This window comes from Nocardia sp. NPDC049707 (assembly GCF_040674855.1).
Classification (GTDB): domain Bacteria; phylum Actinomycetota; class Actinomycetes; order Mycobacteriales; family Mycobacteriaceae; genus Nocardia.
Genome location: NZ_JBFANN010000062.1, coordinates 1 through 20,994 on the forward strand (window position 1 = coordinate 1; position 20,994 = coordinate 20,994).

Below are 20,994 nucleotides of genomic sequence, written 5' to 3' on the forward strand. Positions count from 1 at the left end.
GGGTGTGACTTTTGTGTCGATGTCGCGCGAGCCTATCTGTCACTCTCGTCCGAGACTTGGTGATCAAGTAGTTCTCTGACGATGTGGGCGAGATCAGAAGTTGTCGAGCGTGACGTTGAGGCACCGACCGGGTTCGTGCCGACGAATTGGCGCGGATACTTGGACGAGGCCCGCAAGTCCGGCAATGCTGTCGAGAAGACCGACCCCGATCGCCCCGGCGAGTATGGCGAGTATTTGGATGGGAAAGTGCTTCCGGAACGTTCCGTATCGTTTGGGAGTGGATCGCGCTGACCAGACCCCGGACCTGGTCAGCCCGGGGCCGGTGCGCATCACATCGCTGCCATCTCCTCGAGCACGTTCCGGGCGAGGTCGGCCACCTCTTCGTCCTGCTCTTCGTCCAGCAGTTCTGCCAACAACGTCGCGTGGGCGGGCCACGGCTCGTACGTGATCGCCCACACCGCGTACTTCCGGACCTCCGGCCGATCGCTCCGTAGTGCCCGGCGGATGCTCCGGAAGAATTCCTCGTCGAATTCCACCGGCGCTCCCATTCCCAGTCGCAGCACCGATGTGGCGTAGGTTGCCGAATCCGCTTCGGGGTCGGCACTCTGGACGAGCTCGTCGAGTCGCCAGGTGTCCAGCTTGCTCTCCGCAAGTTCCGCGGTGACCCGGATGACCTTCTCGTCCGAACCGGTGATCATCACATAGGGGAATCCGGAGAGGAGATCCTCGCTGTAGGTAGCGGCGATGGCCGGGCCGACGTACCAGGCGATCTGGCGGGGCCTCCATTCCTCGAGGTCTTCGGGGATGTCGGTGCGGCGCGGCCAGCCGAGCAGCGCGGCCAGTTCTTCCACGGCGGATTCGTCGACGCCGTCCCGCAGGACCAGCCGTCGACTTCGGCCGAAAGTCTCGGTCATCGGTCGGCCAACTCGACTTTCCCGCTGGGCAGCTCGAAAATTCTGCCCATGAAATCGCCCTTCGGGCGGCGGATGACGGCCCTGGCGATGACCTCGGTGGTTGCGACGCTCATGTGGGTTTCCTGTCGTGTCGGAGGGTGGCTCGAGTGACCTTGTGGTGAATAGTGTTGAGCCCGTGACGGATCGAGCGGCCGCCGCTATCGGGCAGACTGGTGCCGGATGCTGTCCGGGTTCGGCCGCGCGCGACGTTACCGAAGGGCCGTAGTCACGCGCTCATGGGTGTTCGATTCCGGTTGTGCAGGTTGGTCGGCAAGGGCAAGGTCGCTCGCGCCTGCGTCGCTATCAGTAAAAGCGGCGTAGATGTTGTCAATACTGCTCTGTTATCTCCGATACCCGTCGATAGAGAGCACAAGTTCGACCGCGCTGGATCACCGGCCAACTCATCTTCACAGGTGATCACGAACCGCCGGCGCACGTCTCACCGCGGCGCCGATAGGTAGGGAGCCAACTCTCGTCCGGTTGGTGTCGCGGATCTCGCGTAGGCGATATCCATAACAAAGTGGTCCAATTCTTGCGCCGGAGTGCCGTACTCGCCAGCCTTTCGCAACGCGGTGCCAACCCTCACCCTTTCCATCAGCGGGAAGCGAAGACACCGACAATAGAGTGAATCGACCGACAAACGGTTCTACCTGACGGGGACGATTACTATGCGAGTTACCACCAGTGTGCGGAAGTGTTTCCTTGTGCTGGGCACGACAATTTCCGGGCTCACGGTCGCCGGAGCGTCCGTGAGCGGGGCCGGGGCAGCCCAGGCCTCGCCTCCGGGCTACGTCTACTGCACAGCCGTACCGGTCGAAAGTCGCGTCGAGGTGGAATGCACCAATACCGATGTGGGTCCGGCGACCGTTGCAATGACGGGACTATGCACCAACATGCGCGTCTTGTGGCGGCAGAATGAACGGATGCGCGGCGAATCGACAATCAAGTGGACCGAGGAATGCGGTCCAGGCGCCCACCCGATTCTGTGGAATGCGAGTGGTAGGACCGATTACCAACGACACCGCTTCGACGACTGATCTCGATCGCCGCCCGGCGCCGTCCGCCACCGCTGATCGGCGTGACACCGCCGTCGACATCCGGCTGCCGATCACCAGGAACCTCATCGGTACGGACTGGACATCACGCTAGATGGCCGTCATCGGCTCCGACCTCGGTCGACAAAAGATGTCGCGAGCGGATCCTCAGGGTTCATTCATTCGCGCAGACTCCAGTTTCTCCACTTCCACACCAGCTGCATGCCATGGTGTGCATGAAGTGATGCATGTAATCGCGCGGAGGGCGGTGGGTAATGGCGACGATTCAGGTGCGTGACGTCCCGGACGAGGTGCCTTCGGTGATCGCGCAGAAGGCCAGTGCTGAGCACAAGTCGGTGTCGGCGTATTGCGGGATCTGATGGGCAGCCGATGTTCGGCGAGAACCCCAGCGGCGGGCTATCGCCACATGGGACGAAGAAATGAAGCAGACACAGCAGCGGCTCGGCATCATTGAGCAGGCCAGGGTGTCCGGCGCCGAGGTGGTGCGCGATGCCTCGGTCTGGGTCGACCTGCTACGAGGGGCGCTACCCCAGCTATGCCGACCGCATTCGGATAGCGAGATGTGCGCCGCATGTGGATTTCGAAGTCGGCTCCGCCACGGACCACGCCCGACAGGCCCCGGAAGGACTTTCGCCGAGTAGATGCTGGAGGTGGTAGGACGGCACGCCCTATGCCGGGGAAGCCAGTCCTTGCCTTCGGCGCGTCACTCGGAGATGGTGAGCACGACCTTGCCCGGGAACTCGCGCTCTCGAAACCGACGTGCGATATCGCCGATCTCGGTCCATACGGCCGACCGACCTACAACGACGTGGAGCCGGTCGAGCGCGACGAGCTGCAGTAGCCTGGTCAGGTCCGCACCGACCTCGCGGCCCCGGATCTCGGTGCCGAGGAACAGGCCGCGCAGCGTCGACCGCCCAGGGTGATAGAAGCTCGAAGGGGCCAGGTTCGTCTCCTGTGAGGAGGAGTTACCGAACAACACACAAACGCCGTCCTCCTCGAGATGGGAGAGGGACCGAGCAAGTGAGGCACCGCCAACCGACTCGAGGATGAGATCGAATCGAACCCCCTCGAGCGGATCGTTCTCCGAGACGAGAGATGTGGCGCCGTGTTCCATCAACCAGCTGAGTTCAGGGGAGCTGCGGCGACTTCCAACGTGGACCGCGGCGCCCGATGCGATACCGAGCTGAGCAGCAATCAGACCCACACCGCCGGTTCCTCCCGTGACGAGTACAGACCGACCGAGAATCGAGCCGCGCTGCTCGATCGCGTACAGAGCGGTGAGTCCAGCAACCGGGATGCACGAAGCGGTCTCGTCTGGAACGCCTTGCGGGACAACGCCGAGCGAGGTCGTAGGTACGGCGACGAAGCGTGCCCAGCCGCCGCCACCGATCCCGGCGAAGGCACACACCCGGGTCCCGATGGCAGGCCCGGTTCCGTCGGACGCGGCACGCACGATAGTGCCTGCGATGTCCCAGCCCGGTCGGGTCTCCACGTCGGAGCTGAACGCATCCCGGACCTCGCCGGCGTTCAATGAGAAAGCGGTCACAGCGATTACGGCGTCGCCCGCGTTGGCCTCGGGGAAAGGGACGTCGCGGATCACGAGCCGATCGGGGTGTGTGGGGTCGCTGATGACGGCCTGGTTTTGCACTTTGTCGCTCCTCATGTCAGTGATGTGGGTCTGCACCGTTGCAGACTCTGACACGAATACACCGACAGCGAAATTGGTGTTCGGCTCAGTCGAACGGCGGCGACAACTACCCCAAGACGGACCTCATGCTGGGCAGGTCGGATGCGCGGGGTCGCCACTCGCGCAGCAAAAAGAGAGCCGGGAGCGCCATGGAGAAGTTGATCATCGGGGTGCACCCGAATGAGGGCACGATGCGGGATCGGAACCCGGATGTGCCCTTCACGCCGGAGGAGTTGGCTTCGGTGATCAAGGAATGCGCTGACGTAGGGGCGACGGTCACCCACTTCCATGCGCGCACAGCAGATGGTGCGATGACGCATGAGTCGGCGGATTACCAAGCCTGCTTCGACGCGATCCGGGCCGAAGCCGACATGCTTCTGGCGCCGTCGCTCGCCAACGTACCGGGGTACACCATTGACCAGCGCGTCGCGAACGTTCTCGGCGTTCCGGGCCTGCCCCGGTCCCGCCCGGAGTTCATGGTCATCGAGATGGGTTGTGCGTCCATGGATCTATGGGACCCGGTCGCACGGAAGTTCGGCTCGGACAACCGCCTCTTCCTCAACCACACCGGAGTCCAGGAGGCACTGCTCGGCAAGGCCAACGAGCTCGCCATGCATCCGTGGCTCGTAAGTTTCAACAACAGCTGGTCACGTGCCATCCAGTGCCAGCTGGATGCCGGACACGTCGGCCAGCCCTTCGTCGTCCAGTTCGTTCTAGGTGGCCCGGAGTTCCCGGCCGCCCACGCCGCCGACCTCAACGGCCTCGAGTCGCATCTCGCAGCAATGCCCGTTGGCCACCGCTACCACTGGTTCGTCTCGGCCTATCGCGGCGATCTGCTGAATGTCGCCGCCGACGTAATCCGCCGTGGCGGACACCTGTCGATCGGGGTCGGTGATCACCACTACGAAGACCGCGGAGCGCCGACAAATGCTGAGCTGGTCGCCTCGTTGGCCGACCTGGCCCAGTCGCTCGGTCGTCCGGTGGCTTCAGCGGCCGAGACACGCGAGATCCTCGGAGTCACCCGGTGACCGCCGTCGCGTCCAACCAACCCCAAGGGTTCGTTGAGAAGAGTGTCCGAGCTCTGTGCTCGGCCCATCCGGAGCTGGTCTCGCTGGCCGCTGACGGACGCACCGTGCTCAGGAAGTCGCTGGCGAGCGCGAAGGTCGGACTTCTGTCCGGTGGGGGATCGGGACACGAGCCGCTGCACGGAGGGTTTGTCGGGACAGGAATGCTCGACGCCGCGGTTCCGGGTGGGGTGTTCGCCAGCCCTCCCGCCGGGCAGATCGTTGACGCCGCACGCCTCGTGTCCACGGGAAACGGCGTGCTGATGATCGTGAAGAACTACACGGGCGACGTGATGAATTTCGGGATCGCCGCAGAACTGTTGAAATCCGAGGGGATCGAGGTGGCGACGGTCATAGTCGACGATGATCTCGCATCGGCGTCGGATTCCGAGGACCAGCGATCGCCTGGCCGGCGGGGAACCGCTGCGGTGCTGGCGGTGGAGAAGATGTGCGGTGCCGCTGCTGAGTCAGGGGCAGATCTTTCCAGCCTCGCCACGCTCGGAAAGCGCGTTGCGGCACAATCCGCGACTCTCGGTCTCGCGTTCGGTCCGTGTATCAATCCGGAGACCGGGCTTGCCGCATTCGAACTCGCGGAAGACGAAATCGAGTTCGGTGTGGGAATCCATGGCGAGCGGGGCATCGAGAAGCGACCGCGAGCCGAGCTACCGCAGCTGGCTGAGCAGTTGACCCTTCCGCTCATCGAGCATCTCGGCCTCGCCGCAGGGCATCGCGTCGTTGCGGTCGTCAATGGTCTCGGCGGCACCGGTCACCTTATGCTCGCGAACTTGCAGTGGGAGGTCGAGCGGATCCTCACGGACCGAGGGATCCACCTGGCTCGGGTCAGTACCGGTTCCTTCGTCACGTCGTTGGACATGCCGGGTCTTTCCGTGACCTTGGTGTCGGTCGATGACGAGCTCTTGGCTCTATGGGACGCGCCGGTCGCGACGCCGACGTACAGGTGGTGAGAAAGACATGGATGACTTTCCGGCCCGCTGGGTGCGCGCCTTCGTCACAGAGGTGTCGCTGAGTGAGGCTCATCTGGGCGATCTCGATCGACAGGCAGGCGATGGAGACTTCGGGACCAATATCTCGACGGCGACGCGCCACGCCGCGGTCGAGATGGATGCTGCTGTCGAGTACTCGGCCTCCTCGCCGTTCGCCGCGCTGTCCCGCGGCTTCCTCGGTACCGGCGGCACCAGTGGGCCGCTCTTCGCGCTCTGGTTCAATGCGATCGCGCAAGCGATCTCGGGCGAATTCACCGTGGTGAACTTGGCCGCCGGGGTGCGCGATGGACTCCAGGGGGTCAAGCGACTGGGGGGAGCCGAGGTCGGGAACAAGACGATGGTCGACGCGATGGAACCGGCCGCGCTTTCCTTGGCGGAGTCGAGCGCCGCGCGGGCGTCCGTCACCGAAGCGCTTGTCGTCGCCGCGCGCGCAGCCCAGGCCGGTGCCGACTCGACGAAGGGTATGAAGGCGAGCCGGGGCCGGGCCAGCTACCTCGGTAACCGGGCGTGTTCGGTCCCGGACCCCGGTGCCGTCGCCGTCGCGCTCTTCTTCGCCGTGGGGGCCCGGGAGGCTAGCGCATGACGCGCAAAGTCATTGTCACGGTGGCGCCAACCGGTGGCTTCCTGACCCGGTCCCAACATCCTTACATTCCGACTCAGCCGGAGGAGATTGCCGCAGACGTCGCCCGGTGTGTGCGCGCGGGCGCTTCGGTGGTCGCTGTGCACGCCCGTCGCCCAGACGACGAGGCGACGTGCGACCGGCACATCTACCGCCAGATCAACGACATGATCCGACGACAGTGCGACGTCGTGATCAACAACTCCACCGGTGGCGGGGTAAACGGCGACATGCTGGTGCCCGGAACGAACGCCATCTCCTTCGACGCCCGGCGCGAGGGCCTGTTCGGCGGCGCCGACATCTGCACCCTGGACGCCTTCACGGCGTATGCCTCGACCCCGCTGGGCGAATTTCTCATGGACACGCCATGGTCTAAGACCCGCCAGCTGCTCGGCGAGATGCGCACGCTCGGCATCAAGCCGGAGTGGGAGGTGTTCAACCATTCCCACCTGATCAGTGACATGTGGAAGTTGACAGCGGGTGGGTTCGACGAACCCCCGTACGTGGCCAATATCGTGCTCGGGATGGAAGGTGTGTTCCAGAACGCCTTGCCCTATCGACCAGAGATCCTCGCCAGCCTGGTCTCCTCGCTTCCGCCGGAGACGATCTTCACGGCAACCCTCGGCGGGGAAGGGCAGCTGGAAGGCATGGCGCACGCTGTGGCGCTCGGCGGTCATGTCCGGGTCGGCATCGAGGATGTTCCCTACGACCGGGACGGCGCACCGATGTCGAACTTCGAGCAAGTGCAGCGCGCCGTGACGCTCGTACGCGCGATGGGCCTCGAAGTAGCCACGGCTGGCGAGGCCAGAGCGATCCTCGGGCTCCCCGAACAGACCAGCGCTAACCCAGCGCCGATCGCAGGAGACGGATTATGAGTACGCCGAAGACCGACAGCACCTGGCGCTCGCAACAGTGGTTTGGCGCTTCGGGTACCCCGGGCTTTGCGCACCGGTCGTGGATGAGAAGCCAAGGACACCCGGACCGGGTGTTCGACGGGCGACCTGTGATCGGCATCTGCAACACCTTCTCCGAGCTGACCCCCTGCAACGGGCATCTACGCGAGATCGCCGAGCACGTGAAGCGTGGCGTACTCGAGGCGGGCGGGCAGCCGTTCGAATTCCCCGTCATGTCGCTGGGCGAGACCATCGTCCGGCCGACGTCGATGCTGTTCAGGAACTTGGTCAGCATGGATGTCGAGGAGTCGATCCGTGCGAATCCCCTCGACGGCGTCGTGCTCCTGTGTGGCTGCGACAAGACCACACCCGCGCTGATGATGGGCGCGGCGAGCTGTGACATCCCCACGATCGTGGTCTCCGGAGGGCCTATGCTCAATGGCAGTTACCGCGGACAGAAGATCGGATCCGGTACGAGCCTGTGGTCCATGGCCGACGACGTGCGTGCAGGCCGGATGTCGGAGCAGGAGTTCCGCAACGTCGAGTCCTGCATGTCCCGTTCGGCCGGGCACTGCAACACGATGGGGACCGCATCCACGATGGCCAGTGTGGTCGAAGCCCTGGGAATCGGGCTTCCAGGGAACGCTTCGATCCCGGCGGTGGATGCACGCCGTCGCGTACTGGCGCGCGATGCGGGCGCACGCATAGTCGAATTGGTCCGTGAAGACGTGCGGATGTCCGACATCCTGACCAGGGAGGCGTTCGAGAATGCGATCCGGGTCAACGCCGCTATCGGGGGTTCGACGAACGCAGTGGTCCACCTCCTTGCGCTTGCCGGTCGGATCGAGGTCGAGTTGAGTCTCGAGGACTTCGATCGGAACGGTGCAACGATTCCCTTGCTGGTCAACCTGATGCCGGCCGGTGACCACCTGATGGAGGACTTGTTCGAGGCGGGCGGACTCCTTGCCGTGATGCGCGAGCTCGGCGACCTCCTGCACCAGGACGCCATCACGGTCAGCGGTGGACGGGTGCGGGACAACGTCGCGGACGCGGAGATCTGGGACAGCGACGTCATCACCTCGCTGGCCGCGCCGATCGCCGAGAACGCCGGAATCGCGGTTCTCCGCGGGAACCTTGCCCCTGGCGGCGCAATCATCAAGCCTGTGGCGGCCACCGAAGCGCTGCTGCAGCACCGAGGAAGAGCTGTCGTGTTCCATGGGGCCGACGATCTCAGGGCCCGCATCGACGATCCGGATCTCGACGTCGACGAGAGCTCCGTACTGATCCTGCACGGTGTTGGGCCGCGCGGATATCCGGGAATGCCGGAGATCGGGAACCTACCGATTCCCAAGAAGCTGCTGCGAGCCGGCATCCGGGACATGGTGCGCATCTCCGATGCCCGGATGAGCGGTACGGCGTATGGGACAGTTGTCCTTCACGTCACTCCCGAGGGTGCGGTCGGCGGCCCCCTGTCGCTGGTGCGTGACGGCGACTTCATAGTGCTGGATGTCCCAGCTCGCACGTTGACCCTGGACGTTCCGCCGGCGGAGCTCGAGGCGCGGCGATCGCAGTCGCGCCCCGAAAAGCGTCGTGGTGGCTACTTGCAACTGTTCGACGAGCACGTGCTCCAAGCCGACCAGGGTGTCGACTTCGATTTCTTGGTCGGCCGCCGCGGGGTCGAGGTCACCGGCGATAACCACTGGGAGTGAGTATGAGCGTGGAACACAGGGTCGCCGTAGTCACCGGCGCAAGCAATGGAATCGGGCGAGTCGTGACCAGGCGACTGCTTGCGCAGGGCTACCGAGTTGCGGCAATCGGTCGCCGACTGGAGCCGCTGGAGGAGTCGCTGGGCGGGAGCGCGCTTGGCCTGGCGCTGACGGCCGACGTGAGAGATCCGACAGCGGTCGAGTGCGCCTTTGACGCGATTGTCTCTCAGTGGTCGCGTGTCGACCTGCTCTTCAACAACGCTGGCGTATTCGGGGAGCATGCGAGCCCGCAGGAGACCACCAGTGACGGTTGGACGGATACGTGGGGTACCAATGTCAGCGGCGCCTTCTATTGCGCCCGGGCTGCCATCCGCCAGATGCAATCCCAGAATCCTCGAGGCGGCAGGATCATCAACAACGGGTCGGTGTCCGCGTTCTCGCCGCGTCCGAAGAGCGTGAGCTATACGACTACGAAACATGCCATGTCAGGGCTGACGAAGGCGATCTCGCTGGACACCCGCGGTCTGGACATCGCCTGCGGCCAGATCAACATCGGGAACGCCTCCACGTCGATCTTCGACGACCTGGGCACAGACGAGTTCCGGGAGCCGACGTTCTCGGCCGAGCACGTGGCCGACGCCGTTCTCTTCATGGCCGGACTACCGCTGGGCGTCAACGTGCTCGAGATGACGATCCTTGCGAATGACATGCCGTTCATCGGGCGCGGCTAGGAGACTCCCTATTCAGCAGTCTTATAGAGCCGAGAGCTGTTCCCAGAACGGTGCGCTCAGCCCGGATGGCAAAGACGGTCACGGTCCCCCGGGGATGGTTGAAAAACGGCAAGAGTAGGAGCCGCCGGTTGACGGCTGTGTGTTCAGGAGCCAGATCGCGCAGAGCGGGGTAGGGGGCAGGCCGAGCATCTGCCAGGTGGGCGTGGAATGGGGTTCGCGTCCTGTTGCTATGTCAACCTGAAGTGGCCCCGGTGTGACAGCTTCGGTTCTAGCGGAGATTGCAACACCAGCATCGAAAGGTGTTGCAGTGAACCGCGGGAATGTTGTGCGCTGCGGCGATGAGCACGTGCCTGATGGCGATGTCCGGGCCGTTGAAGTGCCGGATGCTCTGCAAGACGCAGAGATTGTCTGGTCCGACTAGGGGTGGGTGCCAGGCGTGGGTGCAGGCTGCGATCAGCGCGTTGACAAGGTCGGCGGAGTAGAGCGACTGTCGGCGGGAAGCATCCGCGCTCGAAAACGCCAGGTGCGCTGCAGCCGGAGACGGTGGGCGGGATGCCCAGGATGAGCGATTGTGCGGGCAAGTTTGTCAGGACACGCTCGGCGAGTCCCTTGGCACGTTGGTACCAGTTCGCGCCACGGTGCCCCTCGGTGGGTCTGCCAGTCCGGGCCGCTGAAGACTACCGCTGAGGTGTATCACGACATCAGTGGCGCCGATCGCATCGACAGCCTCATCTGCGCTGATCCACCCGTCGATGATCCGTGCTGCGGGCAGATCTACGTGCTGGCGGGCCAGCGTGCTGATGGTGATGGTGATCAAGTGCAGCTACAGCGCCAATATCGAAGCGAAACTCGCCCCCGCCCGATCTGGGTGCAGCCAGGGCGGCGCTGGAGTCACTACTGCACCGCCCGCCGCTGGGCTCCACGTCGCCGAACGGCGTCGACGTCCGTAGATCTCGGTTGTGTGGGGCTCGCGACCATACATGGATACGGGCCTATCTGCGCGACCTCTCAACTCCGAGAACGGTGTGTGATGTGCAATAAATCGCCGTTCACTGCACACCACAGACATTCGGCAGCCGAGGCAGCTCAAGCTTGCGTCACCGTCTGTATCCGAGTCTGGTAGGTGACCCAAGAAGCGAGCTGGGAGCGTGACTTGAAACCGAGCTTCGTGAAGGCGTTCTGGACGTGCGTCTCGACCGTGCGGGCCGATATGAAGAGCTGGCCTGCGATCGCCGGGTTGCTCAGCCCCTGAGCCACCAGAAGCGAAATTTCGGCCTCGCGCCGGCTCAGCGGGTCCAGCTGGGGCGACCGCCGCGCATCGTCGCCCACCGACCCGGCGATGAGTTCCACCACCCCTTCCTCAGAAAGTGCGGACCCTGCTGCTGCAAACTCTGCGCGGCCATCGTTGCCGAGAGCTGCCGTCAGAAGGGCGGAGGACTCTTCGTCCATGTTCGACAGGAACCCCCGCGCGGTGAACTGTGCCCCGGTTTCGCGTAGTGACCGGTTTACGAAACCGGTGAGCGTCGCGGCGCGGTGATGGTCACCCGCCGCGGCGCACATCCAAGAGGCCGCCTGCGCGGAGATCGTCAATCCCAAGCGGTCGCCGTTCTCCGCACTCGCCCTGGCCACCGTCAGTTCGGCGTCGAGACCTGCCTTCAGGTCGCCGACGCGCCATTGCGCGATCCCGAGCACCCACTTCGCGTTCACGGCTAACCAGGAAGTCTTCTCCGGCAGGACAGCGAGGCACCTCCCGGCCAGCCGCACGGCCTCCTCGGCCTTGCCCAAAGCCAATGACGACTGCGCGAGACGATGCGTGGCGAGCGCCGCCGCCGCTACGTTGTTACCAGCCTCATGTAACTCGACGGCACGTACGAGCACCTTCTCCGCCTCCTGGTAGCAGCCGGCCACGAGATGCAGCAGACCCCAGGTGTCGAGAACGTGCGCCTCCACGCCACGGTCCCCCAGATCCGATGCCAGCCTTTCGGCCTCGCCTAGCAGGTCTGCCGCGGCCTCGATGTCCCCCTGCAGCAAGGCAAGCCAGGCATCGGCCCACAACGCCTCCCCACGAACTCGGTCCCGCCCGGTCGCCTCGGTCAGGAACTCGTTGAACCAGCGTCGGCCCTCGGTGAGCTGGCCCGAGGTCCTCCAGTAATAACGCAGGGCACTGGCCATCCGAAGTCCCTGGGCCGCCTGGCCGAGGTCGCGCCTGGTGGTGAGTGCGCGTACGAAGTTGGCGTGCTCCACCTGGACCAGGAACTCCTGGCTGGAGACCGACGAGCTGAACCACGCGGTCTCACTCCGAGCGGCTATATCCGAATAGAACGCGGCGTGTCGTCCCAGCAAGACCTCTTTGTCCAGGCCCGTCGGCATGGCGGCCCCATACTCCCGGATAGTCTCCAACAACCGGTATCGGACACCCCCAACCCTGCGGCGAACGGGCGTCACGATCGACTTCGAGACAAGCGATGACACAACATCGACCACCTCGTCCTCGGGGAGGATGTCGTCGGAGCAGATCGCCTCTACCGCAGGAAGGTCGAAGGTCGCAGGGAAGACGCAGAGTCGGGCCCAGAGCAGACGCTCGGCATCGGAACACAGCTCGTAGCTCCAGGTGATCAGCGCATGGAGCGTATGCTGACGCGCGGGCAGCCCAGGCAACGTCTCCGCCTTCGGAGACTGGTTCGACAAGCGCGTTGTGATCTGCTCGATGCTCAACGCTCTCAACCGGACCGCAGTGAGCTCCAGCGCCAGCGGCAGCCCGTCTAGTCGTGCACACAAGCGGGCCAGCTTCGCGGCATCTCTGTCCACGGGCCGGAAGGCCGGCGCGGCGGCGGCGGCACGCTCGATCAGCAGCCTCGTGGCAGGGAATTGGGTCAGGTCGTCCACCGATCGGACGTGCTCGGGATTCGGCACTTCCAACGGCGCGACCTCGATCAGGTATTCGCCGCTCAATCCCAGGGGCTGCCGGCTGGTCAGCATGATCGTGACGCGCTGGTCGAAATTTGTCAGCTCGGCGACAACGCGTTGACAGTCGCCAACGACCTGCTCGCAATTGTCCAGGATCAGCAATGTCCGGCGCGAGCGCAGGTAGTCCACCACCGAGGCGAGGGCACCGCCCTCACCGTCCAGACTGGCACCCACGTTGCGCGCGATCGCATCCAGGACTGAGTCGGAATCGGTCAGCTCTGCGAGGTCGACGAAGACGACCTGCCCGAACTCGGTCTGGCAACGCCAGGCACCCCGGATGGCCAGGCGCGTTTTGCCGACACCACCAGGCCCGGTCAGCGTGACGATCCGCCGGTTTCCCAGCGTCGCCACCAGGTGTTCGCTCTCCGACTCGCGACCGACCAGCGAGGAGACCTCGGCCGGGATCGTTACCCGACGGGATCTATAGCGGTCGCTCATGGATTTATTTTGACGCACGACACTCCCGAGATGACCCCGATCCGGCAAAGCCGGTCCTACTGAGACGTCCGAAGCCCAGATCCGTAGACGCACGGATGGTCGGAATGCAGGGACTCTACCTAGCGTTGATTCATGGTCCGAAACGACACCGGCAATGGCCGCACGACGCATGCAACTGGTCGCCCAGGCGCTCCCCCCTCGCCGCCACACCTCGGCGGCGTCTCGATCAATCGCGCAGTGGTCGCGACGGCGAACGGCTGGAACATCGTCGTGCTCGACACGGTGTCGGCGATCCTCAGAGAAGACCGCGGCCATATCGTGGTGACCGGCTCACACGGCGGCTCGAGCGCTGGCGAGTACGCCCTGCGCGCTGGTGTCGGAATCGTGATCTGTAGCGACGCCGGCATGGGAAAGAACAATGCGGGCGTCGCCGGACTCGAGAAATTGGCCAACTTCAACGTGCCCGCACTCGCAGTCGCTGGTTCCAGTGCTCGCATCGGCGACGGCCGCGACGTATGGGACCGTGGCGTTGTCTCTTACGTCAATCGGATGGCCGAGCAGCTCGGGTTCACCTGCGGCGCCGCGCTCCAAGCCCAGCTGCGCGATTTCATCAGCGGCCGGGAGAGACAGGAAACGCTCGCTGCCCTCGGGCTCGCCCACCTCGGCGGTGACAGCCTGTGAAGCGGCACATCGCGGCGGACCACGACGGCGTCCGCGTAGTGGTCATGGACAGCGTGTCGATGCTGGAAACTGCAGATCGGGGTCAGATCGTCGTCACTGGTTCCAACGGAGGCCTTGCCTCTGGACGGGTCGCCTCCGCGTTCGGAGTGCGGTTTGCAGTCTTCAGCGACGCCGGCATCGGGACGGATCGTGCCGGGGTGCTCGGTCTGGAGTACCTCGACCAGGTGCGAATTCCCGCCGTCGCGGTCAGCCACGACTCCGCAGAGATAAGCGATGGGATGGACATCTGGTCGAACGGCATCATCACCGTCGCCAACCAAACCGCCGCCGCTCTGTCGATCCGTTCCGGCACGTCCGTCCCCGAAGCCGTTGCAACCTTCGTCGCGACAATCGCACGACTCGATGAGCGTGGCTGACGATGACGATCGAGCTCACTTACCCTGAGGAGGCCCACGGAATGATCCCCCGCACTGTCGCCATCCTCCAGAGCTTCCGAGGAACCCATGGAGAGCTCGGGGTGAGCGACATACACCGCCGGACAGGCCTTCCGAAGGCAACGGTTCACCGCACGCTGCACGAGTTGCAGAAGGTCGGCATCCTGGAGAGAGCAGGTTCGCGATTTCGACCGGGGCTACTCCTCTTCGAACTCGGGCAGCTACAGTCGACTGCCCAGCTGCTGCGATCGGTGGCCGTGCCCTACGTCGAAAGCCTCAGTCGACGCTCGTACGCCACCGCTGCCATCGCGATGCTCGACGGGATCGAATGCGTCTACCTACACGTGGCGAGCTCGCCCGGCTGCCATCGGAGCCCGCGCCGAACCGGAGGGCGTTGGCCGGCACATGCCAGCTGTTCGGGAAAGGTACTGCTCGCCTCGCTGGCTCACCCGGAGAGCGTCCTGCCGACCGCACTTCCGAGACTCACGAGCCGCACCACGACGTCGCCCGCCGCCCTGATCCGCGAGCTCGAGCAGATCCGCTCCCGAGGGATCGCATACGACAACGAGGAGTCGGCGCCCGGCCTCAGCGGCATGGCGACTCCCATATTGGGTCTGTGCGGCGAAGTAGTCGGAGCGATCTCCATATCCCGACCGACGACTAACGGCTGGGCGCCCTCCGACCCGAGCATGGTTCGACAGGCCGCGGCCGCGATCAGCCAGGCTCTCCGCAAGGCCGAACTCAGGCGCACGCACATGCGCTGAGGCCGTCATCCGGCGCATCTTTCGCACGGAATCCAAGACACAACACGATCGAATTATGGGAGAGCCTGATGACATTCGAGACCACGGTCGGCCACGCGCGCATTCGGCAGGTCACCGAGCGGGCTCGCTGGGCCTTCAGCCCTACGGAAATTTTCCCTGGGGTAACTGCATCGCAGATCTCGTCGGCCGCCACAAACCTGGGACCGGCCTGTATCGACGAGGATAGTCACGACCTGATCCTCGCGATCCACACTTATGTGATCGAGCTCGGGAATGCCATTATTGTGGTTGACACGGGGAACGGCAACGGACGGCATCGTCCGAACTTGCTCGCTCATCACATGTTCGACACCGACTATCTCGACCGGCTCACGAAAATAATTGACTTGAGCGCCGTGACCGCTGTAGTGAACACGCACCTTCATCCCGATCATTGCGGATGGAACACCCACTGTATGAATGGTGTTTGGGTTCCCACGTTCCCCCAGGCGAATTATCTCTTCCGTGAGCAGGAGCTGGCCTCGCTTCGATCCATTGTGGAGAGCGGGCCGGTAAATGGCGTCGAAGAGGACCTGGTTCGGATGTTCGAGGACAGCATCCGTCCGGTACTCACCGGTGCACGGTATGCAACCTATCGCGGGCAGTACACGGTGGCCGAGTTCGGTGATACGACCGTGGTGTCGGTGCCGTCGCCCGGACACACCGGTGGCCACTCGACGATTGAGGTGCGGTCACCGCGAGGAACCGCAGTCATGTCTGGGGACGTTATCCATCATCCGATCCAGCTGACGCATTCCGCGTTGTGCGCAGTTGGTGACAGTAACCCGTCCGAGGCGGCCCGAGTGCGAGTCGAGCTGCTGGAGCGCGCCGCCACCGGTGATGTGCAGCTGCTTACGTCGCACTTCCCTGTAGACGGGCCGCTACGGATCAGGCTCCTGCGACAGGACTCGACTAGGCAGTGTTTCGAAGTGGTGGGTCGGTGAGCACCGCTGTGCCGTGCTGACTGTGTGGGTGAGTTGAAAGGTGTTGTCCCGCGTTGGTGGATCGTTACCCGAGGCGGGCTGAGGTCTTCGGTAAAAGGTTCAGCCACGAAACATCCTGAATACCGCCGCCGGTGGGATCTGCTGGCAGGTGAGTGTGGATTCCACGATCATGCGAGCCCATCAGCACGACGCTGGCGCCCGCCGAGCCGATGATCAGCAGATCGAGCCATCCTGCGGAGCCGAGGTCGAGCCAGCCGATGAGCTCGCCCCGGGTCGATGAGTTGGTGGATTCCTTTGTCGGTGAAGTGTTTTCCTCGCTGTCGCGACGGGACCCGCCTCGGCCACCATGCCTCGCCTCCTTCGCTCCTCGGCTTCTTCTACTTGGATTCCGTTCAGGTACATCGCTCACCGCCTCATCACGACGTCGCATGCGGTGGGTCGTAGTCGTTCGATGTCCCATTTTCACGTGGGAGCGGACCGTGACAGGGACGACCGCATGCTCCGCCGTTCGCGCCATCTGTCAGCCATGATGCCGCGCTGATGTTCACCCCGAATGGTGGACAGGGGGCTTATGGGGTTCAGGCGGTAACCGTTTGGAGTGAGTTCTCATATCTGTCGGGACTGAGCATTCCGAGTGCAGAGTGCCGCCGCACACTGTTGTAGAAGTGGATCCATTTGTCACTGCGGCAACGAGTTCCGCTTTCCTCGCATAGACGTGGCGGTAGAACTCCTAGTGCTTGAATGTCGACCAGAACGATTCGGATGGGCTGTTGTGCCAGCAGATTCCGGTCGCGCCCATCGACCGGCGCAGTCCGTGCTGGAAGCACGCCTGCGCGGTCAGATGGGCGGTGTACTCGCCGCCACGATCGGAATTTGTCAGTTGACAGAATTGTGGAAACCTTCAGCAGTCGCGCCATCCCCACGATCGAGAACCGCTGCCCTCAGCAGAAGTGGTGTCGGCGGTCTCGGCGACATCGTCGGGGCCGGCGTACTTCACCATCGGACCGAACCGGACCGGTTCTTCTGCGTCGCGGCAAAGTACGCCGAAGCTTTTACCAAGAAAGCGTTGTCTTTCTCCAGCTCACCGACCTGCCGTCGCAGCCGCAGCAATTCTGCCCGTTCAGCGGCATTCAGGGGCTTCTCGCCATGGACCTCGGCGGCGGCGATCCTGCGCTGCTCGTCTTTGACCCACGTTCCGAGCAAACTCTCGTGAATACCCAGTTCCCGGGCGACTTCGGCGACCGTGCGACCCGAATCGATCACACGATGGGCAGCCTCGACCTTGTACTCGGCCGTGAACGACCGACGCTTGCGAGGAGGCATACAGACATCCTTTCAACAGGACTGGTCGTCCTGTCGACTCGGTGTCCACCACCCGGGGTGAACCTCACTCCGGTCAGTGAATGCGTTTACTTGCCAGCTCGCACTTCACTCGGAGGTCTTCGCCATATCAGCTCGCCGCGCCGTCACCAACGTCCATGGTTCGTACGGCTAGCTCAGCGCGCCGACAGCGTTACGACTCCAACTTGGTGAGTGACGTCATGCTCTCGAGAACCCTGGCCTCGTACTCCCGAATGCTGTTGAGTTTGATGTCCTCATAGCCGCGGATCTCCTGGGGGAGCGCGAGAATCGCTTGGACGCGCTCATCATTGGCATTCGTCAGCAAGGCCACCGCTGACTCTGTCAGTGCCCAGTATTCGCGGACGAGGCGTCGCTCGAGTCGCCGCATTCTGGCGTATCCGAACGGGTCGAGCACCGTTCCACGAAGGCGTCGCCCAGCCTTGAGCGCGCGGAGCGCGGGGGTGAACCAGGCACCCAATGACAATTTGCGTTTCAGGCCGAGCGCCCGCAGAAGCGGAGGATGAAGTTGATAGCGGATGGACGCACCGGTCCCGAACTGATGCTCCACCGCTGAGAGAAATATCGGATCCAGCGAGAGCCTGGCGACCTCGTACTCGTCCTTATACGCCATCAGTTTGAACATCGATTCCGCCCCGGTGGCGGTGACGGCCCCCACCCGGCCGAGCCGCGCCTGTTCACTCCCGGCCAACTGTTCCACGTACTCGACGAAGCGCAACCCGTACGCCTCACTCTGGTAGTTCGCCAACTCGAGAGCGAGAGTCGCCACGCGGTCCTTCAGAACCTCATCCATGCCGGCAAGGTTCGCGAGCGCGCGGCGCAATTCGGCATGCGCCCTCGACGAATCTGCGAAGCGAGACGGCGCCGCGGCTGGCGCCGGGGCGATGATGTGCTCCCTACCGACCCGCAACGCTCGCAGATTGCCGTCGACAGCAACCCCGTTCAGACTGATGGCCTGCTCGATCGACGGGATCGGAAGAGGCAGAGCCCCGGCCTGAACGGCTAAGCCAACGAGCACCATGTTCGCGAACTGGTCCGAACCGAACTCGCGTTGGGCGATCGCGCGCGCATCGGCGTACCACGAGTCCGCGCCCCGGGTCTTGGTGTCGATCAGACCTCGGATCGACTCCAGATCCGGGAAGCTGGTCGACGGCTCGAGGATCATCGCCCCGGTCGGCACTCGGGACGTCGAAACGACGGCGATCGTGCGGTCAGACGAGACGCCGAGCAGGTTATGTTCAGCGGCCGCAACCAGGATGTCGCAACCGAGGTAGAGGTCGCAGTCGCCCGGCGCGATCTTGTTCGTCCCGTCGATCGGTTCTATCGAGAAGCGCAAGTCGGACACGACGGCCCCGCCCTTCTGCGCAAGTCCGAGTTGGTCCAGCCCGCGCACGTTGAACCCTGCGAGGGTACCGGCAGTCGCCAGGATCTGGGCGGTTGTGACCACCCCGGTGCCACCAACGCCGGTGATGCGCACGTTGAACCGGGAAGGGTCCACTCGGTGTACCGGCTCGGGAAGCGCAATAGGCGCGCTCTTCGGGGAGCCCGTGCCCTTCTTGCCCGGTCGCACAAGGATAAAGGACGGGCAGTCGCCTTCGAGACAAGAATAGTCCTTGTTGCAGGACGGCTGGTCGATCCTCGTCTTGCGCCCGAAAGCAGTCTCTACAGGCTGGACCGACATGCAGTTCGACTTCTGGGCGCAGTCGCCGCAACCCTCGCAAACGCGTTCGTTGATGAACGCACGGACTACGGGATCCTTGGCCTTGCCGCGCTTGCGCTTGCGCCTCAACTCGGTGGCGCAGGCCTGGTCGTGGATCAGGACGGTGACCCCTGGAGTACGCGCGAGCTCCTCCTGGACCGGCACGAGTTCGGCCCGGTCGAACACTCGCACCCCACGGGGAAGTCGGGCCCTCCGGTACTTCGAGCGGTCGTCGGTGGTGATAACCACTCGGCGCACACCCTCGGCAATCAGCTCCTGCGCGATCATCGGGACGGACATCTTCCCAACAGCATCCTGACCACCGGTCATTGCGACGGCATCGTTGTAGAGCAGCTTATAGGTGATATTCACCTGTCCCGCAACAGCAGCGCGAATGGCGAGCAACCCGGAATGATGGAAGGTGCCGTCACCCAGGTTCTGGAACAGGTGCTGGTCACGCACGAAAGGTGCCATGCCGATCCATGGCGCGCCCTCGCCACCCATCTGGGAGAGGCTGACAATCTCACCGACCCGGCTGCTGGGCATCAGCGCGGCAATGGTGTGACAGCCGATTCCCGCACCCACAAGTGAGCCTTCTGGCACGACAGTCGAGCGGTTGTGGGGGCAACCAGAGCAGAAATAGGGTGTTCGAGTCAGCAGAGGCAACTGGATCCGGGATCCGACGTGCTTTCGCTCAACGAGCTCGAGACCCGCTCTCCGTCCCTCGGGGAGGACCACAACCAGTCGCTTCGCCAACTTGCTCGCTAGGTACTCGGGCGGCAGGTCCGCATCGGGACGAATGAACGGCGCTCCGTCGGTATCTCGCTTGCCGACCACAGCCGGCTTGCGGTCCAGATCGTAGAGAGCGTCTTTGACGCCGAGTTCGATGAAGGGCCGCTTCTCCTCGATGACCACGATTTCGGTGAGCCCCTCGGCGAACTGCCGGACAAGGTCGCGATCAAGTGGACTTATCGCGCTGAGCTTGAGAATCCGAACCCCCGACTCGGCGAGACCTTCACGGGAAAGTCCGAGTCGTTCGAGCGCTTCGAGCGTATCGCGGAACGGTGCGCCGGCAGTGATGATACCGAGTGCTGCGTCCGGATCGCCCTCGATCGAGTTGAGCCCGTTGTCGCGCACGTACCGCAGGGCCAACTCGGCACGCGCTCCGTGCAGGGTTTTCTCCAATCGCGCCAGGTTGGGCTGAAGGAAGTGAGCGGAGACCTCATGCGTGAAGGGCGTCCCCTCGACTTCACAGTTCGGAAGACGGATGTTTCGTCCCACACGCCCGAGGTCCACCGTCGCCGAACCATCGACGACATTCGTCGCGAGCTTCATGCCCACCCATAGACCCGAGAATCGCGACATGGCCACTCCATGTAGGCCGAGGTCGAGAATTTCCTGGGGGTCCGCAGGCACCAGCACCGGGAGCCCGATCTCCGCCATTGCAACCTCGGAGCTGCTGGGAACGGTCGACGATTTCGCGATGGAGTCGTCCCCCACGAGGACCAACGCTCCGCCGTCCTTGTCCGCGCCGCCGAGGTTGGCGTGGCGCAGCGCGTCGGTGGCACGGTCGAGCCCCGGCGCCTTGCCATACCATATGCCCACGACACCGTCGACCTCCCGTGTGTCGGACGCGGAGGCCAGCTGCGAACCCTGGACGGCGTTGGCGGCGAGCTCCTCGTTCACTCCTGGCCGAAAGACAATCCGATGGTCGGCCAGCAACTTCGACTGCCGGTGCAGCTCGAGGTCATATCCCGCCAGCGGAGACCCCTCGTAGCCACTGATCAGCGTGCCGACGTGGCGACCAGCGGCCGTATCTCGGCGGCTCTGCTCAATGGGAACGCGCACCAGCGCCTGTAACCCGGTGAGGAGGATCTCGCCCTGGTGCTGGTACCGATCTTCCAGGGTGAATTGCCGGCTCCGCAGCTCGGTCATCAGAACTCCGCCTATCGTCAAG

General features: G+C 64.0%; 16 protein-coding genes. 10 read left to right on the plus strand and 6 right to left on the minus strand.

Going from position 1 to position 20,994, the window contains the following annotated elements:
- Positions 1 to 329: 329 nt before the first annotated feature.
- On the minus strand, positions 330 to 914 hold the full coding sequence (locus AB0J29_RS33810) for a hypothetical protein (protein ID WP_364794757.1): 585 nt from the start codon (positions 912 to 914) through the stop codon (positions 330 to 332).
- A gap of 1,797 nt (positions 915 to 2,711) precedes the next feature.
- Complete coding sequence (locus tag AB0J29_RS33815; protein WP_364794759.1) at positions 2,712 to 3,656, minus strand: zinc-binding dehydrogenase; 945 nt, start codon at positions 3,654 to 3,656, stop codon at positions 2,712 to 2,714.
- 188 nt (positions 3,657 to 3,844) lie between these two features.
- Between AB0J29_RS33815 and AB0J29_RS33820 the strand changes: the two genes are divergently transcribed.
- From AB0J29_RS33820 to AB0J29_RS33845, 6 genes are read left to right on the plus strand one after another with little or no spacing between them, the layout of a single operon-like run.
- On the plus strand, positions 3,845 to 4,723 hold the full coding sequence (locus AB0J29_RS33820) for a 3-keto-5-aminohexanoate cleavage protein (RefSeq protein ID WP_364794761.1): 879 nt from the start codon (positions 3,845 to 3,847) through the stop codon (positions 4,721 to 4,723).
- A complete protein-coding gene (locus tag AB0J29_RS33825; RefSeq protein ID WP_364794762.1) occupies positions 4,720 to 5,724 on the plus strand; it encodes a dihydroxyacetone kinase subunit DhaK in 1,005 nt (334 codons plus the stop codon). The genes AB0J29_RS33820 and AB0J29_RS33825 overlap by 4 nt, the downstream gene beginning before the upstream one ends.
- Positions 5,725 to 5,731: 7 nt before the next feature.
- A complete protein-coding gene (locus tag AB0J29_RS33830; RefSeq protein WP_364794764.1) occupies positions 5,732 to 6,346 on the plus strand; it encodes a DAK2 domain-containing protein in 615 nt (204 codons plus the stop codon).
- Positions 6,343 to 7,257: a 3-keto-5-aminohexanoate cleavage protein gene (locus AB0J29_RS33835; protein ID WP_364794765.1), complete on the plus strand. Its 915-nt coding sequence runs from the start codon at positions 6,343 to 6,345 to the stop codon at positions 7,255 to 7,257. Before AB0J29_RS33830 ends, AB0J29_RS33835 begins: the two co-directional genes overlap by 4 nt.
- Positions 7,254 to 8,984, plus strand: a complete 1,731-nt coding sequence (locus AB0J29_RS33840) for an IlvD/Edd family dehydratase (protein ID WP_364794767.1) — start codon at positions 7,254 to 7,256, stop codon at positions 8,982 to 8,984. Before AB0J29_RS33835 ends, AB0J29_RS33840 begins: the two co-directional genes overlap by 4 nt.
- A gap of 2 nt (positions 8,985 to 8,986) precedes the next feature.
- The gene (locus AB0J29_RS33845; RefSeq protein WP_364794769.1) at positions 8,987 to 9,712 is read left to right on the plus strand and encodes an SDR family oxidoreductase; all 726 of its coding nucleotides are present in this window, start codon (positions 8,987 to 8,989) and stop codon (positions 9,710 to 9,712) included.
- 1,086 nt (positions 9,713 to 10,798) lie between these two features.
- Here AB0J29_RS33845 and AB0J29_RS33850 read toward each other — a convergent pair.
- The gene (locus AB0J29_RS33850; RefSeq protein ID WP_364794771.1) at positions 10,799 to 13,117 is read right to left on the minus strand and encodes a LuxR C-terminal-related transcriptional regulator; all 2,319 of its coding nucleotides are present in this window, start codon (positions 13,115 to 13,117) and stop codon (positions 10,799 to 10,801) included.
- A 132-nt stretch (positions 13,118 to 13,249) separates the two neighbouring features.
- On the opposite strand from AB0J29_RS33850, the gene AB0J29_RS33855 reads away from it, so the two are divergent.
- The 4 genes from AB0J29_RS33855 to AB0J29_RS33870 all read left to right on the plus strand — a co-directional run bounded on the left by AB0J29_RS33855 (position 13,250) and on the right by AB0J29_RS33870 (position 15,979).
- The gene (locus AB0J29_RS33855; protein ID WP_364794773.1) at positions 13,250 to 13,798 is read left to right on the plus strand and encodes a hypothetical protein; all 549 of its coding nucleotides are present in this window, start codon (positions 13,250 to 13,252) and stop codon (positions 13,796 to 13,798) included.
- Positions 13,799 to 13,842: 44 nt separating this feature from the next.
- Positions 13,843 to 14,214 (plus strand): hypothetical protein, encoded by a 372-nt coding sequence (locus tag AB0J29_RS33860; RefSeq protein ID WP_364794775.1) that lies wholly within the window; start codon positions 13,843 to 13,845, stop codon positions 14,212 to 14,214.
- A gap of 41 nt (positions 14,215 to 14,255) precedes the next feature.
- The gene (locus AB0J29_RS33865) at positions 14,256 to 14,996 is read left to right on the plus strand and encodes an IclR family transcriptional regulator (RefSeq protein WP_364794777.1); all 741 of its coding nucleotides are present in this window, start codon (positions 14,256 to 14,258) and stop codon (positions 14,994 to 14,996) included.
- Positions 14,997 to 15,064: 68 nt separating this feature from the next.
- Positions 15,065 to 15,979, plus strand: coding sequence for an MBL fold metallo-hydrolase (locus tag AB0J29_RS33870; protein WP_364794779.1), 915 nt, complete (start codon positions 15,065 to 15,067; stop codon positions 15,977 to 15,979).
- Between the two features lie 64 nt (positions 15,980 to 16,043).
- Here AB0J29_RS33870 and AB0J29_RS33875 read toward each other — a convergent pair whose 3' ends face one another.
- The 3 genes from AB0J29_RS33875 to AB0J29_RS33885 form a co-directional block, all read right to left on the minus strand.
- The gene (locus tag AB0J29_RS33875) at positions 16,044 to 16,409 is read right to left on the minus strand and encodes a hypothetical protein (RefSeq protein ID WP_364794781.1); all 366 of its coding nucleotides are present in this window, start codon (positions 16,407 to 16,409) and stop codon (positions 16,044 to 16,046) included.
- 563 nt (positions 16,410 to 16,972) lie between these two features.
- Positions 16,973 to 17,302, minus strand: a complete 330-nt coding sequence (locus AB0J29_RS33880; RefSeq protein WP_364794782.1) for a transposase — start codon at positions 17,300 to 17,302, stop codon at positions 16,973 to 16,975.
- A 190-nt stretch (positions 17,303 to 17,492) separates the two neighbouring features.
- On the minus strand, positions 17,493 to 20,972 hold the full coding sequence (locus AB0J29_RS33885) for an indolepyruvate ferredoxin oxidoreductase family protein (protein ID WP_364794783.1): 3,480 nt from the start codon (positions 20,970 to 20,972) through the stop codon (positions 17,493 to 17,495).
- Positions 20,973 to 20,994: the final 22 nt, after the last annotated feature.